This is a genomic window from Geobacillus zalihae NBRC 101842 (genome assembly GCF_001544135.1).
GTDB lineage: Bacteria > Bacillota > Bacilli > Bacillales > Anoxybacillaceae > Geobacillus > Geobacillus zalihae.
Window position 1 is genome coordinate 1 of sequence record NZ_BCPV01000020.1, and the last position, 20549, is coordinate 20549.

The following is a 20549-nucleotide window of genomic DNA, read 5'->3' on the forward strand; positions in this document are numbered from 1 at the left end:
AAATCATTACAAAAAATTCGACTATTTTCTACAAATGATGATACTTGACTTTCTCTTCATCATGAGACAACATCCAACGCTACACTGTGCAGCATAAAACGGCTGTTTCCTCTCCCGTCTAAAGGAGAGGCGCAGCTTTCCTGAATGCATCAAGACGTCTTGATCACCGCCAGCCATTCGATTCTCTTTTCGCCTCCGTCAAAACGACAGGCGCCCCCTCCGTTGGGGACGCCTGTTCCCGTTATTTTTTCAAATTGTAAAACGAGCGGATGCCTTGGTAAATGGCCGTGTGGCCGAGTTCATCTTCAATGCGGAGCAGCTGGTTGTATTTCGCGACGCGGTCGGTGCGCGACGGCGCGCCTGTTTTGATTTGGCCGGCGTTCGTGGCGACGGCGATGTCGGCGATCGTGCTGTCTTCCGTTTCGCCGGAGCGGTGCGAGACGACGGCGGTGTAGCCGGCGCGTTTCGCCATTTCGATGGCGTCAAACGTTTCGGTGAGCGTGCCGATTTGGTTCACTTTGATCAAAATCGAGTTGCCGACGCCTTTTTCAATGCCTTCGGCCAGTTTTTTCGTGTTTGTGACAAACAAGTCGTCGCCGACAAGCTGCACTTTTTTGCCGAGCCGCTCGGTCAGCAGTTTATGGCCTTCCCAGTCGTTTTCATCGAGCCCGTCTTCGATCGAGATGATCGGATATTTCGATACAAGCTCTTCATACCAAGCGACCATTTCTTCCGACGTTTTCACAACGCCTTCGCCTTCAAGATGATATTTGCCGTCTTCTTTGTTGTACAGCTCGGACGAGGCAACGTCCATGGCGAGCATCACTTGTTCGCCCGGTTTGTAGCCGGCTTTTTCGATCGCTTCGATGATCGTTTGCAGCGCTTCTTCGTTCGATTTCAAGTTCGGGGCGAAGCCGCCTTCATCGCCGACCGCGGTGTTGTAGCCTTTCGCTTTCAGCACCGCTTTTAAGCTGTGGAAAATTTCCGCCCCCATGCGCAGCGCTTCGCGGAAGCTTTCCGCCCCGACTGGCATGATCATAAATTCTTGAATGTCGACGTTGTTGTCCGCATGCACGCCGCCGTTTAAAATGTTCATCATCGGCACCGGCAGCGTTTTGGCGTTAAAGCCGCCCAAGTATTGGTACAGCGGCAAACCGAGCTCGTCCGCCGCCGCGCGGGCCACGGCAAGCGAGACGCCCAAAATGGCGTTGGCGCCAAGCTTGCTTTTGTTTTCCGTGCCGTCTAGTTCAATCAACTTCCGGTCGATCGCCACTTGGTCAGTGACCTCGAGGCCGATGATTTCCGGCGCAATGATTTCATTCACGTTTTCGACCGCTTTTAACACCCCTTTGCCGAGGTAGCGGTTTTTATCGCCGTCGCGCAGTTCGACCGCTTCATATTCCCCGGTCGAGGCGCCGCTCGGCACCAGCGCGCGGCCGAAGCCGCCGTCTTCTGTGTACACTTCCACTTCTACGGTCGGGTTGCCGCGCGAATCGAGCACTTCACGAGCGTAGACATCGATAATGGCAGACATTAAAACACACTCCTTTTTGTATCGTTTTCTCAAGATCATCGTTATTTGACAATCAACGATTTCCCGGTCATTTCGTTCGGCTGCGGCAAACCGAGCAAATCAAGCATCGTCGGCGCCAAATCGCCTAAGATGCCGCCGTCTCTCAGCTTGATGCCTTTTTTCGTCACGATCACCGGCACCGGATTCGTTGTATGCGCCGTTTGCGGCTTGCCGTCCGGCGTCAGCACTTCATCGGCGTTGCCGTGGTCGGCGGTGATGATGGCGATGCCGCCTTTGGCCAAAATGGCGTCGACGACTTTGCCGAGGCATTCGTCCACGGCCTCCACCGCCTTGATCGTCGGCTCGAGCTTGCCGGAGTGGCCGACCATATCTGGGTTAGCGTAGTTCAAAATGATCGCATCGTACTTATCGGCTTCAATTTCCTTGAGGAGCGCATCGGTCACTTCATAGGCGCTCATTTCCGGCTTTAAGTCGTACGTCGCCACTTTCGGCGAGTTGATCAAAATCCGGTCTTCGCCTGGAAATTTCTCTTCGCGACCGCCGCTCATAAAAAACGTCACGTGCGGATATTTTTCGGTCTCGGCGATGCGCAGTTGGCGCAGTCCGTGCTGCGACAGCACTTCCCCAAGCGTGTTGTCAAGGTTCGTCGGCTTGAACGCCACGTACCCTTTCACCGTTTCGCTGAAATGGGTCAAGCAGACAAAGAACAAATGCTTCGGATGTTTCGGGCCGCGGTCAAACTCGCGGAAATCTTCGTTCGTAAACGTGTTTGAAATTTGGATCGCCCGGTCAGGGCGGAAATTATAGAAGATAATCGCGTCATTGTCTTGAATCGTCGCCACCGGCCGGCCGTCTTCGCGGACGATGACCGACGGCAGGACGAATTCGTCGTAAATGCCGTGTTTGTACGAGTCCTCGATGCATTCGAGCGGATCGCGGTACGTCGGCCCTTCCCCGTACACCATCGCCCGATACGCCTTTTCGACGCGGTCCCACCGCTTGTCGCGGTCCATCGAGTAGTAGCGGCCCGATAACGTCGCGATTTCGCCGACCCCGTATTCCTTGATTTTTTCCTGCAGTTCTTTGATGTATTGCGGAGCCGTTTGCGGGCCGACGTCGCGGCCGTCCAAAAAGCCGTGGATGTACACACGCTTCACGCCTTCTTTCGCCGCTAAGCGCAAGAGGGCGTACAAATGGTGAATATGGCTGTGCACCCCGCCGTCAGAAAGCAAACCGAACAAATGAAGGCTCGTTCCGTGCTGCTTCACATGGTTCATCGCCGCCAAAAACGTTTCATTCCGGTCAAACTCGCCTTCGCGAATGGCAATGTTGACCCGCGTTAAGCTTTGGTACACAATGCGCCCGGCGCCGATGTTGAGATGGCCGACTTCCGAGTTGCCCATCTGCCCTTCCGGAAGCCCGACCGCCTCGCCGCATGCCTTGAGCGTTGTGTGCGGGTATTCGTTCCAATAGCGGTCAAAGTTCGGTTTGTTCGCCTGAGCGACCGCATTGCCGTACGTTTCGTCGCGCAGCGCAAACCCGTCCAAAATGATGAGCGCAACCGGTCGTTTACTCATGGCGGCCCGCCTCCACCAATTGCAAGAATGAAGCCGGCTCGAGGCTCGCCCCGCCGACTAAGGCGCCGTCGATCTGTTCTTGCGCCAAGAAGTCGCGGATGTTGTCCGGTTTGACGCTGCCGCCGTATTGGATGCGGATCGCTTCCGCCGCCTCCGGGCCAAACAGGCGCGAAACAACCGAACGGATATGGCCGCACACTTCGTTCGCATCTTCCGCCGTCGACGATTTGCCCGTGCCGATCGCCCAAATCGGCTCGTAAGCGATGACCGCTTGCTTCACTTGTTCCGGCGTCAAGCCGGCGAGCGCTTTTTCCACTTGCGAGGCGACAACGGCGTTCGTCTGCCCCGCTTCCCGCTCCTCAAGCGATTCGCCGCAGCAAACGATCGGCGTCAAGCCGCGGGTGAAAGCGGCCAATACTTTTTTGTTCACCGTCTCATCCGTTTCCGCAAACATCTGCCGGCGCTCCGAATGGCCGAGAATGACGTACGTCACGCCGAGGTCTTTCAGCATGACCGGGCTCACTTCGCCTGTGTACGCCCCTTGGTCGGCAAAGTGCATGTTTTGCGCCCCGATTTGCAAATCGGTGCCGTTTGTATTTTGCACCAACCGATCCAAAAACAAAAACGGCGCGCAAACGACGGAATCGACTTCCGCTCTCGGCGGTACAAGCCCTTTCACTTCCTCGACAAACTGAACGGCTTCCGCCAAGGTTTTATGCATTTTCCAATTGCCTGCAATGATGCGTTTTCTCATCGTTCACCCTTCCTTTCAATGGGCGGCGTCAGCCGCCATGCGCCAAATCCGGCGCCGCGGGTCATTTGTCTTCGAGCGCGACGACACCCGGCAGCTGTTTTCCTTCCATAAACTCGAGCGAAGCGCCGCCGCCCGTGGAAATATGATCCATTTTGTCGGCCAAGCCGAATTTCTCAACCGCCGCCGCCGAATCCCCGCCGCCGATGACCGAATAGGTGTCGGGCGCTTCCGCCAATGCTTCAGCGATCGCTCTCGTCCCGTGCGCGAACGCGTCCATTTCAAAGACGCCCATCGGGCCGTTCCAGACAACGAGCTTCGACTCGCGAATGACATCGCGGTACAATTCGCGCGTTTTCGGGCCGATGTCAAGCGCCTCCCAATCGGCTGGAATCGCGTCAATCGGCACGACTTTCGTGTTGGCGTCGTTCGCAAACCGGTCGGCGACGACCACGTCCACCGGCATATAAAAACGGACGCCTTTTTCTTTTGCTTTTTCCATAAACGATTTCGCCAGTTCGATTTTATCTTCTTCAAGCAGCGACTTGCCGACATCATGCCCAAGCGCTTTGACGAACGTGTACGCCAGTCCGCCGCCGATGATCAAGTTGTCGACTTTTTCAAGCAAATTGTCGATGACGCCGATTTTGTCTTTCACTTTCGCACCGCCGATGATCGCTGTAAACGGGCGGTCCGGATTCGAAAGCGCCTTGCCAAGCACTTCGAGTTCTTTTTCCATCAAAAATCCGGCCACCGCCGGCAAGTAATGGGCGATGCCTTCCGTCGACGCATGGGCGCGATGGGCGGCGCCGAACGCATCGTTGACATATAGATCCGCAAGCTCCGCAAACGCTTTGGCGAGCTCGAGATCATTTTTCTCTTCGCCCGGATAGAAGCGGACGTTCTCAAGCAAGAGCACATCGCCTTCGTTCAAACGGTCGACCGCCGCCTTCACCTCATCGCCGATCGCTTCATTCGTTTTCACGACCGGGCGTTCAAGCAGCTCGCCGAGCCGCTTGGCAACGGCATCCAAACGCAATTCTTCGACCACTTTTCCTTTCGGGCGGCCGAGGTGGCTCGCCAAAATGACTTTCGCCCCGTGCTCGATCAAATAGCGGATCGTCGGGAGTGCGGCGCGAATGCGTGTGTCATCAGTGATCGCGCCTTCTTCCATCGGCACGTTGAAATCAACGCGGCAGAAGACGCGCTTCCCTTTGACATCAACGTCGCGAACCGTCTTCTTGTTCATCGTTCCAGCCCCCTTCAACGATGGTGTTGGAAAAGGAAAAGGAGTGGGGATCATTTCCCCGCTCCCCTCCATTTTCCTATTATAGACTTGAACAGGCGGAAAACTCAATGCCGAGCCCGTCTTACAGCCCTTTCGACGCGATGTACGCCGCCAAGTCGACGACGCGGTGCGAATAGCCGGTTTCGTTGTCGTACCAGGAAACGACTTTCACCATTTTGCCCTCAATGACCATGGTCGAGAGCGCATCGATCGTCGACGAAGCCGGATTGCCGTTGTAGTCGCGCGAGACGAGCGGTTCTTCGCTGTAAGCCAAGATGCCTTTCAATTCGCCTTCGGCCGCCGCTTTCAATGCGGCATTCACCTCTTCGACCGTCACTTCTTTTTCCAGCTCCGCCACCAAGTCAACAACGGATACGTTCGGCGTCGGCACGCGCATCGCCATGCCGTTCAACTTTCCTTTCAATTCCGGCAAAACGAGCGCGACCGCTTTCGCCGCCCCGGTCGTCGTCGGAATGATCGATTCCGCGGCCGCGCGAGCCCGGCGCAAATCTTTGTGCGGCAAGTCCAAAATTTGTTGGTCGTTCGTGTACGAGTGAACGGTCGTCATCATGCCGCGGACGATGCCGAATTGTTCATGCAGCACTTTGGCAAACGGCGCCAAGCAGTTCGTCGTGCACGACGCGTTCGAGATAACATGGTGGCTTTTCGGGTCGTATTTGTCTTGGTTGACGCCCATGACGATCGTAATGTCTTCGTTTTTCGCCGGGGCGGAAATGATCACTTTTTTCGCGCCGGCTTCCAAATGCTTCGCCGCATCTTCGCGTTTCGTGAAGCGGCCGGTCGATTCGACGACGATGTCAACGCCGATTTCGCCCCACGCCAAGTTGGCCGGGTCGCGTTCCGCTTTGACGATGATTTCTTTGCCGTTGACGACCAAGTTGTTGCCGTTGACGGACACTTCGGCATCCAGCTGGCCGTGAACGGAGTCATACTTCAACAAATGCGCAAGCGTGTTGGCATCCGTTAAATCGTTCACCGCCACCACTTCAATGTTCGGATTTTTCAATGCCGCGCGGAACACATTGCGCCCAATGCGGCCAAATCCGTTGATCCCAACTTTTACTGTCATCGTGTTTTCCTCCTTAACTTTGCTGCTGAATAGTATCGGCAAGGGAAGTTATTCCCCTACTAACGCTTTGGCGGCACCTTCGTCGGTGACGAGCAGTGAATGCGGCGCCCGCTTCATATAGGCGCGAATGGCTTTCGCCTTCGATGCCCCTCCGGCGACGGCGATGACATGCTCGACATGCGGGAGGTGTTCAAGTTGAATGCCGACTGTTTTCACTTTATGGACGACGTCGCCGTACTCGTTGAAATAGTAGCCGAACGCCTCGGCGACGGCATGGCGGGCGATGATGTTCTCCATCTCTACAGGCGGCGTCTTCCGCCGCTTGGCCATCGTCACCGCTTCACCGATGCCATGGACGACCATGCGGCATGATTGGATGAGCTCCAGCACTTCCTTCACGGCTGGCTCTTCGACAAGCGACGCGTACGCTTCATCGCTCAGCTGGTCAGGCACGTGCAGCAACCGATAGCGGCCCATCGCTTTTTCCGCCATTTTCGCACAAATCGTGTTCGCCTGATTCTCGACATCTTCGCCAAGGCCGCCGCGCGCCGGCACGAACAACACATCGCGAAGCTTCGAATCCGGCGTCATCATCTCCGCGACCGCCGCCATCGTCGTTCCGCCGGCCACGGCGACGATGTCCCCGGGCTCAAGCAGCTCCTTCATGCAGGCGACACACGCTCTACCCATTTCTTTTTTTACCCAAGGGGAACGGTCGCTATCCCCGGCAACGACAATCACCCGCGGAATGCCGAGCTGTTCCTGCAGCGCGGCTTCCAGCTCTTTGAGTCCGAGCGCTTCCCGCATCAAATCATTGAGCGTATGAAGGAGCGCCTGGCCTTCCTCCGTCAACCGCATGCCCGACACATCGGCGGAAAGCAAGTTTTGTCCTTTCAAAAATTCTGTTTCCGACCGGAGCACCCGCTCACTCATGCCGAGGCTCGCCGCCAGCGCCCGCCGCCCGATCGGCGCCATAAGCGAAATGGAGTGCAAAATTTGATATCGTTTTTGCATAACGTCAAGCAAGTCAGGCAATAATTTTTTTTGTGCCTCCAATAACGGCTGCATGGATCCTTTCTCCTCGATTGAATATAGGGACATCTTATGTCCCGGTATGACATATTATGTCCCGCAGTGCCATAAAAAATTCCTCCCGCGCCATTTTCATTATAGCAGGAGGACGATAGCCGTTCAACTGTTTTGCGCCCGCCGCAACCGTTTTCTCACCGCTTCTTTTTCAATCGCTCCCCAGCCGATTTCTTCGCCATCCAATTCCACAACCGGGATCATCAGCTGATATTTTTCCAGCAGTTCATCATCTTTGTAAATATCAATTTCTTCCAGCGTAAACGAATAGTCCGCCCGCAGCTCCGTCAAAACGGCTTTCGCTTTGTCGCAGAGCGGGCAATTGGTTTTCGTATACAATCGGATATGCATTCATTTCTTCCTCTCTTTCTACAGCAGTTGCCGTTTCGATTGGCCGCCCGTTACGGCAGGCCGATATATTGCCTCCGCTTTGCCGAAGACGGGATGCGCAGCTGCTCGCGGTATTTGGCGACCGTGCGGCGCGAAATGGCGATGCCGTGCCGATCGCGAAGCAAATCAGCAAGCTGTTGGTCAGACAGCGGCGCCCGCCGATCTTCCTCGGAAATAAGGGCCTCAATGATCGCTTTCACGCGGGCGGACGATGCCGCTTCATCCCCTGCGGCCGTCGCGGCATTCGAAAAGAAACGGCGCAGCTCGATCGTGCCAAACGGCGTTTGCACATATTTATGACGCACCGCACGGCTTACCGTCGATTCATGGACGCCGAGCTCCTCGGCCACCTCGCGCATCGTCATCGGTTTAAGCGCCGCAAGACCGAACTCCAAACACGGACGCTGGCGCTCGACAATGACCGCCATGAGCCGAAGAAGCGTCTGTTTTCGCTGCTCTAGGCTTTTTGCAAGCCATGTAAACTGCCGATATTTTTCTTTGATAAACTGTTCGGCATGCCGGTCGCCGGATGCGGCGATGCGCCGCTCGTAATCCCGATTCCATCCGAGCTCCGGATGGATGTCATCATTATAGGCGGCCATCCAGTCTCCATCCGCCCCGCGGGTGACGATGACATCCGGCACGACCAAAGGCGGCGTTTCGCTCGAATAGTGAATGCCCGGCCGCGGCTCGAGTGTGCGAATGAGCTCGAAGACGCGCTGCAGTTCGCCAAGGCTGACGCCAAGCTGCTTGGCCAGCGTTTTCCACGACTTTTCCGCAAAAGGAACAAAATGATAACGGACGATCGTTTCCGCCAGCTCGTCGCGCTCAGGAAGACGTTCAAGCTGCAGCAAGAGGCATTCCGCCAAATCGCGGGCGCCGACTCCCGGCGGGTCGAGCGACTGCACAAGGCGCAGCCCCCGTTCCATCTCTTGTTCCGATGCGGAAAACCGCGCCGCCAGCTCGGCAAGCGGCACGCGCAAATAGCCATCCTCATCGAGCGAGGCAATGAGATAACGGACGATGCGCTCTTCCCGATCACCGAGCTTTAACGCAGGCAGCTGAGAAAGCAAATGGCCAACAAGTGTCTCTGCGCGGGCGCCAATGTTCTCGAGCCATTGCTTTTGGTCTCTTTCTGTCCGGCTTGGCCGTTGCCGCACCCGGGTGCGGCGAATTTCCAAAAACGGGTTTTCCAGCGACTGTTCATATAAAAACGCTTCCAAATCCACTGCGGAATATTGCAACAGTTCAATCGCCTGCACAAGTTCCTTTGTCAGCGACAACTGCAGCCGCTGCTCTTGCCATAACTCCGCCCTCATCGTCACGCCTCCCTTTCTTTTATTGTACACGACGGGAGCGGGAGGGGGTAGGAGAAATTTTTGACGGCGGAAAGCGGCCTTGTCGACCGCCCGAACCGGCGCCTGTTCAGACGAAAAAACCCAATGCCCCGCCCGAACCCTTGATTTGGGAACCCTCTCGAGGAAAGCGGCGCGTCCGCTGCTGATCTAAAAGAAAAACAGCCTCCTAGGCGGCTGTTTTGCCTCGGCAGGATTATAACCATATACCAAGTATATGTTTTTTAACCTAAGGGTCTTTATTCCTTCCCATTTCCTCCTCACCGCCCCGCGCACTCGTTTATACGTATCGCGCCGGACCCCATGATCTCCATCCAGTCGCCCCAGGTCATTCCGTCCTTTTTCTTCATGTGGTTTAGCTTTTGTTATCGTTCAATACCTCGTGCAACTTCTACACGTGTATCACCTCACCTAAATAAAAAACGCCGCCCAATCGGGTGACGCAACGGAAGGAGGATTCGGTTTGCACCTTTCACTTATTAGTGGCATTTACACGACAAAAAACAAAAAACTGTAGTCTGGATGAAGAAAGAGCGCTTCCAGATACTCCGTGGCGCCATACGCTTTGTCTGCGGACAAGGTCCGAATCGTGATCGACGGTTGGCGAAACCGAATCGAAGCCAGCTGCTCCAAACTCGTTTCCCGTTCCGCCATATTGTCACTACTCTGCAAACGTACTCGCATATTTTAGATGAGATGGAACAAAAAGAATCCCGGCAGGTCGATCTCGCGATGGCGGAACTGGATCGTACCAAATAGCCGTGCAAAATTCGTGCAAAATTTTTTCGGATTCTATCGTTTTTTTCGGGATTCCCCAAAAATGAAAAACGACCGCAAACGCGGTCGTATCAAGGAGTCTAGGAATTCCGATCCGAACAGGTCGGATACAAGTAGCGCCCTCGGCAGGATTCGAACCCACGCTAAGAGAACCGGAATCTCTCGTGCTATCCACTACACTACGAGGGCATGGAAGTTCATGATTTCTCTATTTCGTTCCGTCGCATGTTCTATTATAGCAGGATCGCGCAAAAATGCAAGAGGAAAAATGCCATCAAAAGCAGGAAAAATTGCACCTTTGTTCCTTCCCCCATCAACGGGGCAACAGGTTAAAAAAACGAAAAAGCGGTTATGATGAAAAAAGGGATGTTTGCCGCCAGCCGCGAATATGTTATAAAGGATGGGGAAGGTCGTTTTGTTTGACCTTCATTGACCATGCCTGTATGATTAAAGCGTACATATTGATCCATTAGGATGGAAAAGGAGGCGTTTTTGATGTATTTGATTCCAACTGTCATTGAACAGACGAACCGCGGGGAGCGGGCGTACGACATTTATTCGCGCTTATTGAAAGACCGAATCGTGTTCCTTGGCAGCCCGATCGACGACCAAGTGGCCAACTCGATCGTGTCGCAGCTGCTGTTTTTGGCGGCGGAAGACCCGGACAAAGATATTTCCTTGTACATCAACAGCCCGGGCGGCTCGATCACAGCTGGCCTGGCGATTTACGACACGATGCAGTTCATCAAACCGGACGTATCGACGATTTGCATCGGCATGGCCGCTTCCATGGGGGCGTTTTTGCTTGCCGCCGGTGCGAAAGGGAAACGGTTCGCGCTTCCAAACAGTGAAATCATGATCCACCAACCGCTCGGCGGCGCCCAAGGGCAAGCAACGGAAATCGAAATCGCAGCGAAGCGCATTTTGTTCTTGCGCGACAAATTGAACCGCATTTTATCGGAAAACACCGGCCAACCGATCGAAGTGATCGAGCGCGATACGGATCGCGACAACTTTATGACCGCGCAAAAAGCAATGGAATACGGCATCATTGACCGCGTGCTGACGCGCGCTGATGAAAAATAAGGCATGCACACGTTGGCAGAACCGCTATAGAGCTGCGCCTGCACCGACATTGACGAAAAAAGGCTGCTTCCGTCCAAAACGGAGCAGCCTTTTCCATTCCTTTCCCCGCCAGCCCCACATGCTGCTTTACTTTTCCTTTTGCACATAGGCGGCGAGCTTTTCGATCGCTTCTTGCTCATCCGGACCGTCGGCAATGAGCGTGATCACCGCTCCATGGCCGACAGCAAGGCTCATCAAGCCCATAATGCTTTTCGCGTTGACCCGTTTTCCGTCTTTTTCCAAAAACACATCAGCGGAAAAACGGTTCGCTTCTTGGACGAACAACGCCGCCGGGCGCGCCTGCAGCCCGGTTTTTAATTTCACTTCCACTTGTTTTTCCACCATTCTCCATCTCCCCTTTACAGCGATTTATGGAAATCGACCGGCTTTCCAGCCCGCAGCCGCTCCGCGATCTCATCAATTTTGCGCAGCCGGTGGTTGATGCCGGATTTGCTGATTTTTCCACCAGCAACCATCTCGCCGAGCTCTTTCAGCGTCACGTCTTGATGCTCGATGCGAAGCTTCGCGATTTCCCGCAGCTTGGCCGGCAGTGAATCAAGGCCGATCGTCTCGTCGATGTAGCGGATGTTCTCCACCTGGCGAAGCGCAGCGCCGATCGTTTTGTTCAAATTGGCGGTCTCGCAATTGACAAGCCGGTTGACCGAGTTGCGCATGTCGCGGACGATGCGAATGTCCTCAAAGCGGAGCAGCGCTTGATGGGCGCCGATGATGTTTAAAAACTCGGCGATTTTTTCCGCCTCTTTTAAATACGTAATAAACCCCTTTTTCCGTTCCAACGTTTTCGCATTTAAAAAAAAGTGGCTGTTCATCAATTCGCATAACGCCCGATTATGCTCCTCATACAGCGAAAAAATTTCCAAATGGTAGGACGACGTCTCCGGGTTGTTGACCGAACCGCCGGCCAAAAATGCGCCGCGCAAATACGAGCGCTTGCAGCATTTTTTCTTGACGAGCTCCGGGGAAATGTCATGGATGAGCGAAAAATCGCCGTTGACAATGTGAAGTTCACGAAGCAAAGAAGCCGCACCGTCGGTCACGCGGACGATGTAGACGTTGTTTTTTTTCAAGCGCATTTTCTTGCGGACAAACAGCTCGACGGCGACATCGTAGCCCTTTTTCAATAACGTATAAATGCGCCGAGCGATCGCCGCATTTTCCGTCTGGACATCGATGGCCATTCGCCCGCCGGAAAACGACAGTGAACCGTTCATGCGCAAAAGCGCCGACAGCTCGGCGCGCAAGCAGCAAGGCTTCACCTCTAAATGGGTCAATTCCTTTTTCGTTTCCGATGCAAAAGACACGATCGCTCCACCTCCATTCGTTCCCCGCATCCGGCCGGTTGGAGGTGCCTGACTTTCGGCGCGGCCATCGGGAGCATCACCGCCCATAATGGCGCTTTGCGGCCTACTCGGGTCCCGCCTTTAACGGTGAGGGAGAAGTCCGAGAAGAAGGGCGGCGACTTTCGCCGTATTATGGCGAATGACCCCATCCTCGTACGTGACAATATCGTCGCGGATGACTTGCAACGAAAGCCCGCTGCTGTCGTCACGCACCGGCTCGGCCCGCTCCGCCTCGTAGCGGCGGCGGATCGCTTCCGGGATCGCTCCGCTGTTGATGATCACCGCGTCCAAAAACGGGCCGCCAAGATGAGCATGAAGCGCCTCCACATGGTCGCTCACCGTATAGTGCGGCGTCTCGCCGGCCTGAGTCATAATGTTGCATATATAGACTTTTTTCGCTTTCGCCTTGCATACTTCCTGCCCGATTTTCGGCACGAGCAAATTCGGCAAGATGCTCGTGTATAGGCTCCCCGGCCCGATGACAATCAAATCGGCGCGGCGGATGGCATCAACCGTCTCCGGTAGCGGCTCAATGTCTTCCGGCGTTAAAAACACCCTCTTAATTTTTTTTCCCGCACTCGGGATTTTTGACTCGCCAGAGACAATGGAACCATCTTCCATCTCCGCGTGCAATACGACGCTCTTGTTCGCCGCCGGCAGAACCTGGCCGCGCACGTTCAACACTTTGCTCATCTCACGGATGGCTTTCACAAAGTCGCCGGTGATCGATGTGAGCGCCGCCAAAATCAAATTGCCGAGCGAATGGCCGGATAAGCCGTTGCCGTTTTGAAAACGGTGCTGGAACAGCTCGACAATGAGCGGTTCGACGTCAGACAGCGCGGCCAATACGTTGCGGACATCCCCGGGCGGCGGAATGTGCAGTTCATCCCGCAGCCGCCCGGAACTTCCGCCGTCATCGGCGACCGTGACAATGGCGGTCAAATCCAATTCATGCTGCTTCAGCCCCCTCAGCAGCACGGGAAGCCCGGTGCCGCCGCCGATGACGACCAGTTTCGCTGCTCGTTCGTTCCTCATCGGTGTATGTCCTTTCTCCTCTCCATGTCCCGGTGCGAGACAACCGTTTTATAGTCGGCCGAAAAATGGCGGGCGATATATTCTGCGAGCGCCACCGAACGGTGCTGGCCGCCCGTGCAGCCGATGGCGATCACCAGCTGGCTTTTTCCTTCTCGCTGGTAATACGGCAACATAAACGACAACAAATCAATGAGCTTTTCCAAAAACTTTTGCGTTTCCCCCCACTTGAGCACGTAGGACGATACGTCATCGTCCAACCCGGTTTTCGGCCGCATATGTTCAATGTAATGCGGGTTCGGCAAAAAGCGGACGTCAAACACCAAATCCGCATCAATCGGAATGCCGTACTTAAACCCAAACGACATGACGTTGATGGTAAACCCGGATTGAGCATGCGATGAGAACTGGCGGATGATTTTCTCCCGCAGCTCGCGCGGCTTGAGCCCCGTCGTATCGTAAATGATCTGCGCCCGTCCTTTCAGTTCTTCGAGCAGCTTCCGCTCCAAACGGATTCCTTCAAGCGGGGGCTCGTTCGGCGCAAGCGGATGCGTCCGCCGCGTTTCTTTGTAGCGGGCCACCAATGTCGAATCTTGGGCGTCCAAAAACAACACCTGGGGGACGACCCATGCCTGCTCAGCCAACTCATCGAGCGCAGCGAACAAATGATCGAAAAAGTCGCGGCTGCGCAAATCCATGACAAGGGCGACTTTGTTCATTTTATTCCCGGACTCTTTGACGAGCTCCAAAAATTTCGGCAGCAGCGTCGGCGGCAAGTTGTCAATACAAAAAAAGCCGAGGTCTTCGAAGCTTTGAATCGCCACCGTCTTTCCCGCGCCGGACATGCCGGTGATGATGACGAGCTGAATCGGCTGCAGCGCCCCATTTTGCCCCATTGTCGTCTCTCCTCTCCATCAACTCGGATCCAATCGATACGAAAGCAGTTCAAACTCCTCTGTATACACAAACACCCCGTACATAACCCCTTTGCCTTTCAAGGCGTAGTCCAAAATATGATAGTCGCCAGGGGCCATCGGCAGCGTCGAAAGCGTCTCCACCTGATGCCAAGCAAGCGTCCCTTCTTCGGAAGACGGCACGTTTTCGCCAATGAAGTCGTCGGCGAAAAACGTAAACATCATCCACTCCGACACTGTTTCATTCCCATTTTTCATCACGATCGTAAAGACGCCTTTCAGCTCTGGATTTTTCAAATAAATGCCCGTCTCTTCCCGGTATTCACGAATGCATGCTTCGCGCACCGTCTCGCCGGGCTCCATTTTCCCGCCCGGAGCGACCCACCAGCCGCGCCTCGGCTTTTGCAACAGCAGCACTTGGCCGTCTTTATATAATACGCAGTTTGTCACCCGTTGCAATTCGTTCACCCCAACCATCCGCAAACACGCACATAATCATCTTTATTTTACCATAAATAGTTAGGCCGCTCCACCTTCAAACCGCTGGAAACCGTCCGCTTCCCGTCTTCAAAAACCTCGGGGCCCAACATTCCGCTTCCAGCCGAAAGACGCCATCCCCGCCGTTTCAAGCGAAACGGCAGGATGCAAGCGCCCGGCAAAAAAAGAGACGCGGACAAACGCCCGCGCCAAAAAGGATCTATATAAAAGGGGGTCAATTACTTACTTATAGCATACGACAAATGTGTTGCGCCCGTGTTACATCTGGGTTAAATAACCATTACGATTTGATTGCGATTTGGTTACCGGATCAGCTGACCCCTTGCTTATGGAGCTTTTCTTTCAGTTCCTCAACGTAATGCTGGGCGCTTTGCGCGGCGATGCTGCCGTCGCCGGTAGCCGTCACGATTTGCCGGAGCGTTTTTTCCCGCACATCACCGGCGGCGAAAATGCCCGGCACTTTCGTCTCCATCTTTTCGTTCGTGACGATATAGCCGTTTTCATTCGTGATGCCAAGATTGGCAAACGGCTTCGAGAGCGGCACCATCCCGATGTAAATGAAAACGCCGTCGCACGGAAATTCGCGCTCCTCGCCCGTTTGCGTATGCACAAGCGTCACGCTGCCGACTTTTCCGTCCTTTTCGTTGATTTGTTTCACCGTATGGTTCCAGATGAAATCAATTTTTTCATTGGCGAACGCCCGGTCTTGCAAAATTTTTTGCGCCCGCAGCTTGTCGCGGCGGTGAACGATCGTCACTTTATTGGCAAACCGCGTCAAATAGACGCCCTCTTCGACCGCCGAGTCGCCCCCGCCCACGACGACCAAATCTTTCCCTTTGAAAAACGCCCCGTCGCACACCGCACAGTACGAAACGCCGCGGCCGCCGAGCTCCGCTTCACCCGGTACGCCGAGTTTTTTATATTCCGCTCCGGTGGCGATGATGACCGCGCGGGCCTTGTACTCTTTGTCGCCGACGATGACCGTTTTGTACGCCTCGCCATCGATGATTTCTTTCACATCGCCGTATGCGTACTCCGCGCCGAATTTTTTCGCATGCTCAAACATTTTCGTCGCCAATTCCGGGCCTAAAATCGTTTCAAAGCCAGGATAGTTCTCGACTTCCTCAGTGTTGACCATCTGCCCGCCCGGGACGCCGCGCTCGATCATCAGCGTCGACAAATTGGCGCGCGATGTATAGACAGCCGCCGTCAGCCCAGCCGGCCCGGCTCCGGCAATAATGACATCGTAAATTTTTTCGTCTGCCACACCGTCCACTCCCTCGCTTGAGAATCCTTCCATTTTCATCGTATAGAAGTCGATTCGCCCTGTCTATTGATTTGCTCATGTATAGAGCCGGCGCGCTTTTTGCACGTATTTTTGCACCGTCGCCGCCGAAACGCCGTATTTGGCCGCCATCTCTCTTTGCGTCACACGCTCTCCTTGCTGTCGGCGCCACATGTATTCGATCGCCGCCGCCCACGCGGCTCCGTTCGCAAATGGCTCGCGATCAGCCGACGGATGGACGGCCATCGCGAAGGCGAAGCGGCAGAGCGCTTCCTTTTCCTCATTATGCGCCGAAAGCGCATCGACCATGCGGCCGATGTTCGCCGCCCAAGCGGACGGGCCATCGGTTAAGCCGAACAAAAAGCAGTCGATAAACGGGCGCAGACGGGGATCGGACGGCAAGAGGCGGCATACCGCAAGCGACATCGATGCCTCTTTCGCCTGCGGCGAGCGGCTGAACAAGTACAATCCGTACAGACGGTCGGCCAGCTCGTCGCCCTCCAGCCAAGCCATCAAGCGGATGAGCGCCTCATCCACCGGCGCTGAAACGGCCCACGGCTCCTCACCGCGTTTTTCGGGATGAAGGGTGGCAAGCACCTCCCACATTTGCCGAGCGAGCGACTCATGGCCAGTATAGTAGGCAGCGCAAGCGAGCCAATAATAAAATGGCCCATCACCGTCAAAGCCTTGTTTATACAAACGGTGCAGCCAACGGAACGCCAGATCGAACCGCCCGACAAGCGCGAACGTCGCCCCGAGCTTGTATTGATGCTCGCGAAAAAACGGATACAAACCGGCCAGCGTCTCGCAAAGCGCGGCCGCCTGTTCTTCCTCACGCAAGTAATAGGCGAAGACAAGCGCGTTGCAAAGCGCATGCAAATTGCCGGGATCGCGTTTGAGCACTTCACGCACTTTCTGTTTCGCTTTGTCGACATCGCCGCTGTAAAAATAAGCAAGCGCCAAATTGTTATGCGCCGACCAAACGTCCGGATAGCGCGCGACGAGCGCTTCAAGCGCTTCAATCGCTTCCGCAAACCGCTCCTCCTCAAGCAAACGGCGGGCCCGATCCTCCAGCACCATCAGCTGCTCCTCTTCTTCCGTCCATTCCGATCCATCGAGCCGAAGCAGCTCAAGCAAGTCAGCGGCATCGTCGGCAAACTCTCCGGCCGGCTCATGCGCCAAATAACGCTCCGCGTATTGCCTCGCTTCACGAAACAAGCCGAGGCAGGCGAAATTGTTCGCCAAAAAATACAAACAGTCGTACATCGTTTCGTCCAAATCATGGATAATTTTAAACAGCCATTGATTGGAAAATTGATATTCACCAAGCTCCGACAGCACAAGGGCGAGCTGCAAGGCGAATGAGGCGTCGTACTCATCCAAACGAACGGCGCGCTCCAAATATTTCCTCGCCTTTTCCAAATCGCCTCGGTCGTATGCTTTCATTCCTTTTTTAAAAAAGTAATCTCCGCTTTGAATGAATGGTACAATCGTCGCTTTTCGTGATGATCGCTTCAGTTGTTTTCCCATTCTGTCCTCCGTCGTCCGTAAAATTCGTCGAACAACAGTATACCATATCGACGGCGAAAACAAGCAAGAAACTTTAGGAATGCGGTTTTTCCGTGCAAAAAAGGAACGCCGGCGCAATGACAGACGTTCCTTTTTCTCACCTAACCATCTTATTCTTTTTTGTCGCCCGCTCCCGCCTTTTGCGCGTGCCGCTCGGCAAGCGTCGCAAGCACCGCGTCAAGCGGTAGCTTTTGTTCGCGCAACAGCACAAGCAAATGGTACAATAAGTCGGCTGCTTCCCATTTCAATTCCTCGTGGTTTTGGTTTTTGGCGGCGATGATGACTTCCGCCGCTTCTTCGCCGACTTTTTTCAAAATCTTATCGACGCCTTTTTCAAACAAGTACGTCGTGTACGACCCTTCCGGCCGTTCGGCGTCGCGCTTGGCGATGATCTGTTCCAACTCGTTCAAAATGGCAAACCGGTCGGCCGCCGGCGTGCGCGCCGCGCCGTCCAGCGAGCGGGAAAAACAGGAATACGACCCGGTATGGCAAGCCGGGCCGGCCGGCTCGACGAGAACGAGCAGGGCGTCGGCGTCGCAGTCGTAGCGGATGTCAACAACGCGCTGCACGTTTCCAGATGTCGCCCCTTTATGCCATAGTTCTTGGCGCGAGCGGCTGTAAAACCATGTTTCTCCGGTCTCCAGCGTTTTTTTAAGCGACTCTTTGTTCATATAGGCAAGCGTGAGCACTTCCTTGCTTTGCGCATCTTGGACGATGGCAGGTACAAGCCCTTTTTCATCAAAGCGAATGTCCGCCGTCATCGCACGTTCACCCCTCTTTCTTTCAAGTACGCTTTCACTTGTCCGACCGACGTTTCTTTGTAATGGAAAATCGATGCCGCCAGCGCCGCGTCTGCTTTCCCTTTTTCGAACGCTTCGAGGAAATGCTCCGCCTTGCCGGCGCCGCCCGAGGCGATGACCGGAATCGGGACCGCTTCGCTCACCCGCCGCGTCAACTCAATATCAAAACCGTTTTTGCCGCCGTCCGCGTCCATGCTCGTCAGCAAAATCTCCCCGGCGCCAAGACGGACCGCTTCCTGCGCCCAAGCGACGACTTCCCAGTTCGTGGCGTTGCGGCCGCCGTGCGTATAGACGCGCCATGAACCAAGCGTTTCATCGTATTTCGCGTCAATGGCGACGACGATGCATTGCGAGCCGAAAAAGTCCGCCCCTTCGGTGATCAAGGTCGGATGGAGCACCGCGGCGGTGTTGAGCGACACTTTGTCGGCCCCGGCGCGAAGCATCCGCTTCATATCCTCAAGCGAGTGGATGCCGCCGCCGACCGTAAACGGAATCGCTAGCTGGGCGGCGACGCGCTCGACGACATCGACCATCGTTTTCCGCCCTTCATGGGAAGCGGAAATGTCCAAAAACACGAGCTCGTCCGCCCCTTGCTCATCGTACGCCTTCGCGAGCTCCACCGGATCGCCGGCATCGCGCAGCTGGACAAATTGCACTCCTTTGACGACGCGCCCGTCTTTCACATCGAGGCACGGGATGATGCGCTTCGTGATCATCGCTCGTTCACCGCCTTGAGCGCTTCCGCGAGCGTAAACTGATTCGTATAAAGCGCCTTGCCGACGATCGCGCCGCCGATGCCTTGTCCAGCATATTGGCAGAGCGCGCGCAAATCGTCAAGCGAGCTGACGCCGCCAGAAGCGATCACTTCTTTTCCCGTCGCCTCGGCCAACCGGACCGCGGCGGCGATGTTCGGGCCCGACAGCGTGCCATCGGTCGCAATATCGGTGAAAATAAACGTCTCCGCCCCCGCCTCAGCGAGCATCCGCCCGAGCTCTTCCGCCTTGACGTTCGACGTCGCAAGCCACCCTTCCGTCGCCACGAAGCCGTCGCGGGCGTCAATGCCAATCACGATGCGGCGGCCGTATTTTTGGAGCATCTTTTTCACAAACGGCGGGTCGGAAATGGCCGCACTTCCTAAAATGACGCGGGCGACCCCATTTTCTAAATAATGCACGATATCCTCTTCCGTCCGGATGCCGCCGCCCACTTGCACGTTGACGCCCAAACGGGCCGCCTCAACAACAAACCGGTCGTTGACGCGGCGCCCTTCTTTCGCTCCGTCCAAATCGACCATATGAATCCACTCCGCCCCTTGAGCGGCGAATTGCTCGGCCATCGCGACCGGCGAATCGCCGTACACCGTTTCTTTGTTGTAATCGCCTTGCAGCAGGCGGACGCACTTGCCGCCGCGCATATCGACCGCCGGATAAATCGTAAACGCCGCCATCAGCCGTTCCCCCTTCCCGTGGCGATGCCGACATAATTGTTCAAGATGCTCATGCCGACCGCACCGCTTTTTTCCGGATGAAACTGTGTGCCAAACACACAGCCGCGCCCGACGATCGCCGGAACATCAACGTCATATTCACTGCTCGCGAGCACGACGTCCTCATCCCCTGGAATGACATAATACGAATGGACAAAATAGACATGCCCTTCCTCGACGCCACGAAGGAGCGGCGACGGACGATGAAAGCGGAGCCGGTTCCAGCCCATGTGCGGCACTTTGTATGGCTCGCCGGTTTTCGTGACGCCCGGAAAGCGGACGACGCGGCCGCGAAGCAAGCCAAGCCCTTTTGTCGGCCCGTTTTCTTCGCTTTCGTCAAACAACAGCTGCATCCCTAAACAAATGCCGAGCAGCGGCGTGCCGTTTTCAACCGCCGAACGGATGAAAGCAGCTAGGCCTGTCTCATTTAAAATGTGCATCGCATCGCGAAACGAGCCGACACCGGGCAAAATCAGCCCGCGCGCCTGCTCGAGCTCCTCTTTGTCGCCGCTTAGGACATACGGACAGCCGAGCCGCTCGAGCGCTTTGCTGACGCTGTATAAGTTGCCCATGCCATAGTCGATGATCCCGATCATCGTCATCCCATTCCTTTCTTCCCTGATCCATGCCC

The 20549-nt window shown here is 55.3% G+C and carries 21 protein-coding genes and 1 tRNA gene; 1 reads left to right on the forward strand and 21 read right to left on the reverse strand.

Going from position 1 to position 20549, the window contains the following annotated elements:
• Positions 1–241: 241 nt before the first annotated feature.
• The 10 genes from eno to GZ1_RS07680 all read right to left on the reverse strand — a co-directional run bounded on the left by eno (position 242) and on the right by GZ1_RS07680 (position 10037).
• Positions 242–1534, reverse strand: a complete 1293-nt coding sequence (eno, locus tag GZ1_RS07635; RefSeq protein ID WP_060788252.1) for a phosphopyruvate hydratase — start codon at positions 1532–1534, stop codon at positions 242–244.
• 41 nt (positions 1535–1575) lie between these two features.
• A complete protein-coding gene (gene gpmI / locus GZ1_RS07640; protein WP_060788253.1) occupies positions 1576–3111 on the reverse strand; it encodes a 2,3-bisphosphoglycerate-independent phosphoglycerate mutase in 1536 nt (511 codons plus the stop codon).
• Complete coding sequence (tpiA, locus tag GZ1_RS07645) at positions 3104–3865, reverse strand: triose-phosphate isomerase (protein ID WP_060788254.1); 762 nt, start codon at positions 3863–3865, stop codon at positions 3104–3106. The genes gpmI and tpiA overlap by 8 nt, the downstream gene beginning before the upstream one ends.
• Positions 3866–3926: 61 nt before the next feature.
• Complete coding sequence (locus tag GZ1_RS07650) at positions 3927–5111, reverse strand: phosphoglycerate kinase (RefSeq protein WP_033006439.1); 1185 nt, start codon at positions 5109–5111, stop codon at positions 3927–3929.
• A gap of 121 nt (positions 5112–5232) precedes the next feature.
• The gene (gap, locus tag GZ1_RS07655) at positions 5233–6240 is read right to left on the reverse strand and encodes a type I glyceraldehyde-3-phosphate dehydrogenase (RefSeq protein WP_033006441.1); all 1008 of its coding nucleotides are present in this window, start codon (positions 6238–6240) and stop codon (positions 5233–5235) included.
• Positions 6241–6288: 48 nt separating this feature from the next.
• The gene (locus tag GZ1_RS07660; RefSeq protein ID WP_060788255.1) at positions 6289–7308 is read right to left on the reverse strand and encodes a sugar-binding transcriptional regulator; all 1020 of its coding nucleotides are present in this window, start codon (positions 7306–7308) and stop codon (positions 6289–6291) included.
• A 123-nt stretch (positions 7309–7431) separates the two neighbouring features.
• Positions 7432–7677: a glutaredoxin family protein gene (locus tag GZ1_RS07665; protein ID WP_014196719.1), complete on the reverse strand. Its 246-nt coding sequence runs from the start codon at positions 7675–7677 to the stop codon at positions 7432–7434.
• Between the two features lie 50 nt (positions 7678–7727).
• Positions 7728–9035, reverse strand: coding sequence for an RNA polymerase factor sigma-54 (rpoN, locus tag GZ1_RS07670; RefSeq protein ID WP_060788256.1), 1308 nt, complete (start codon positions 9033–9035; stop codon positions 7728–7730).
• 525 nt (positions 9036–9560) lie between these two features.
• On the reverse strand, positions 9561–9725 hold the full coding sequence (locus tag GZ1_RS18860; RefSeq protein ID WP_015375785.1) for a hypothetical protein: 165 nt from the start codon (positions 9723–9725) through the stop codon (positions 9561–9563).
• A gap of 240 nt (positions 9726–9965) precedes the next feature.
• Positions 9966–10037 (reverse strand) — tRNA-Arg (locus tag GZ1_RS07680).
• Positions 10038–10343: 306 nt separating this feature from the next.
• Between GZ1_RS07680 and clpP the strand changes: the two genes are divergently transcribed.
• Positions 10344–10934: an ATP-dependent Clp endopeptidase proteolytic subunit ClpP gene (clpP, locus tag GZ1_RS07685; protein ID WP_011232532.1), complete on the forward strand. Its 591-nt coding sequence runs from the start codon at positions 10344–10346 to the stop codon at positions 10932–10934.
• Positions 10935–11060: 126 nt separating this feature from the next.
• Here clpP and GZ1_RS07690 read toward each other — a convergent pair whose 3' ends face one another.
• From GZ1_RS07690 to hisH, 11 genes are all read right to left on the reverse strand, one after another.
• Entirely contained in the window at positions 11061–11318 is a 258-nt protein-coding gene (locus tag GZ1_RS07690) for an HPr family phosphocarrier protein (protein WP_015375787.1), read from the reverse strand.
• Between the two features lie 14 nt (positions 11319–11332).
• On the reverse strand, positions 11333–12295 hold the full coding sequence (whiA, locus tag GZ1_RS07695) for a DNA-binding protein WhiA (RefSeq protein WP_011232534.1): 963 nt from the start codon (positions 12293–12295) through the stop codon (positions 11333–11335).
• Between the two features lie 120 nt (positions 12296–12415).
• Complete coding sequence (gene mgfK / locus GZ1_RS07700) at positions 12416–13369, reverse strand: gluconeogenesis morphogenetic factor MgfK (RefSeq protein ID WP_013146373.1); 954 nt, start codon at positions 13367–13369, stop codon at positions 12416–12418.
• Entirely contained in the window at positions 13366–14262 is an 897-nt protein-coding gene (rapZ, locus tag GZ1_RS07705) for an RNase adapter RapZ (RefSeq protein WP_013146374.1), read from the reverse strand. The genes mgfK and rapZ overlap by 4 nt, the downstream gene beginning before the upstream one ends.
• Before the next feature lie 18 nt (positions 14263–14280).
• Complete coding sequence (locus GZ1_RS07710; RefSeq protein ID WP_014196721.1) at positions 14281–14757, reverse strand: NUDIX hydrolase; 477 nt, start codon at positions 14755–14757, stop codon at positions 14281–14283.
• A gap of 331 nt (positions 14758–15088) precedes the next feature.
• Positions 15089–16045 (reverse strand): thioredoxin-disulfide reductase, encoded by a 957-nt coding sequence (gene trxB, locus GZ1_RS07715; protein WP_013146376.1) that lies wholly within the window; start codon positions 16043–16045, stop codon positions 15089–15091.
• Positions 16046–16120: 75 nt separating this feature from the next.
• Positions 16121–17593, reverse strand: a complete 1473-nt coding sequence (locus tag GZ1_RS07720) for a tetratricopeptide repeat protein (RefSeq protein ID WP_033005999.1) — start codon at positions 17591–17593, stop codon at positions 16121–16123.
• 149 nt (positions 17594–17742) lie between these two features.
• Entirely contained in the window at positions 17743–18393 is a 651-nt protein-coding gene (gene hisIE / locus GZ1_RS07725) for a bifunctional phosphoribosyl-AMP cyclohydrolase/phosphoribosyl-ATP diphosphatase HisIE (protein WP_060788257.1), read from the reverse strand.
• Positions 18390–19148 (reverse strand): imidazole glycerol phosphate synthase subunit HisF, encoded by a 759-nt coding sequence (hisF, locus tag GZ1_RS07730; protein WP_060788258.1) that lies wholly within the window; start codon positions 19146–19148, stop codon positions 18390–18392. Before hisF ends, hisIE begins: the two co-directional genes overlap by 4 nt.
• Positions 19145–19879, reverse strand: a complete 735-nt coding sequence (gene hisA, locus GZ1_RS07735; protein WP_060788259.1) for a 1-(5-phosphoribosyl)-5-[(5-phosphoribosylamino)methylideneamino]imidazole-4-carboxamide isomerase — start codon at positions 19877–19879, stop codon at positions 19145–19147. The genes hisF and hisA overlap by 4 nt, the downstream gene beginning before the upstream one ends.
• The gene (gene hisH, locus GZ1_RS07740) at positions 19879–20520 is read right to left on the reverse strand and encodes an imidazole glycerol phosphate synthase subunit HisH (protein ID WP_015375792.1); all 642 of its coding nucleotides are present in this window, start codon (positions 20518–20520) and stop codon (positions 19879–19881) included. Before hisH ends, hisA begins: the two co-directional genes overlap by 1 nt.
• Positions 20521–20549: the final 29 nt, after the last annotated feature.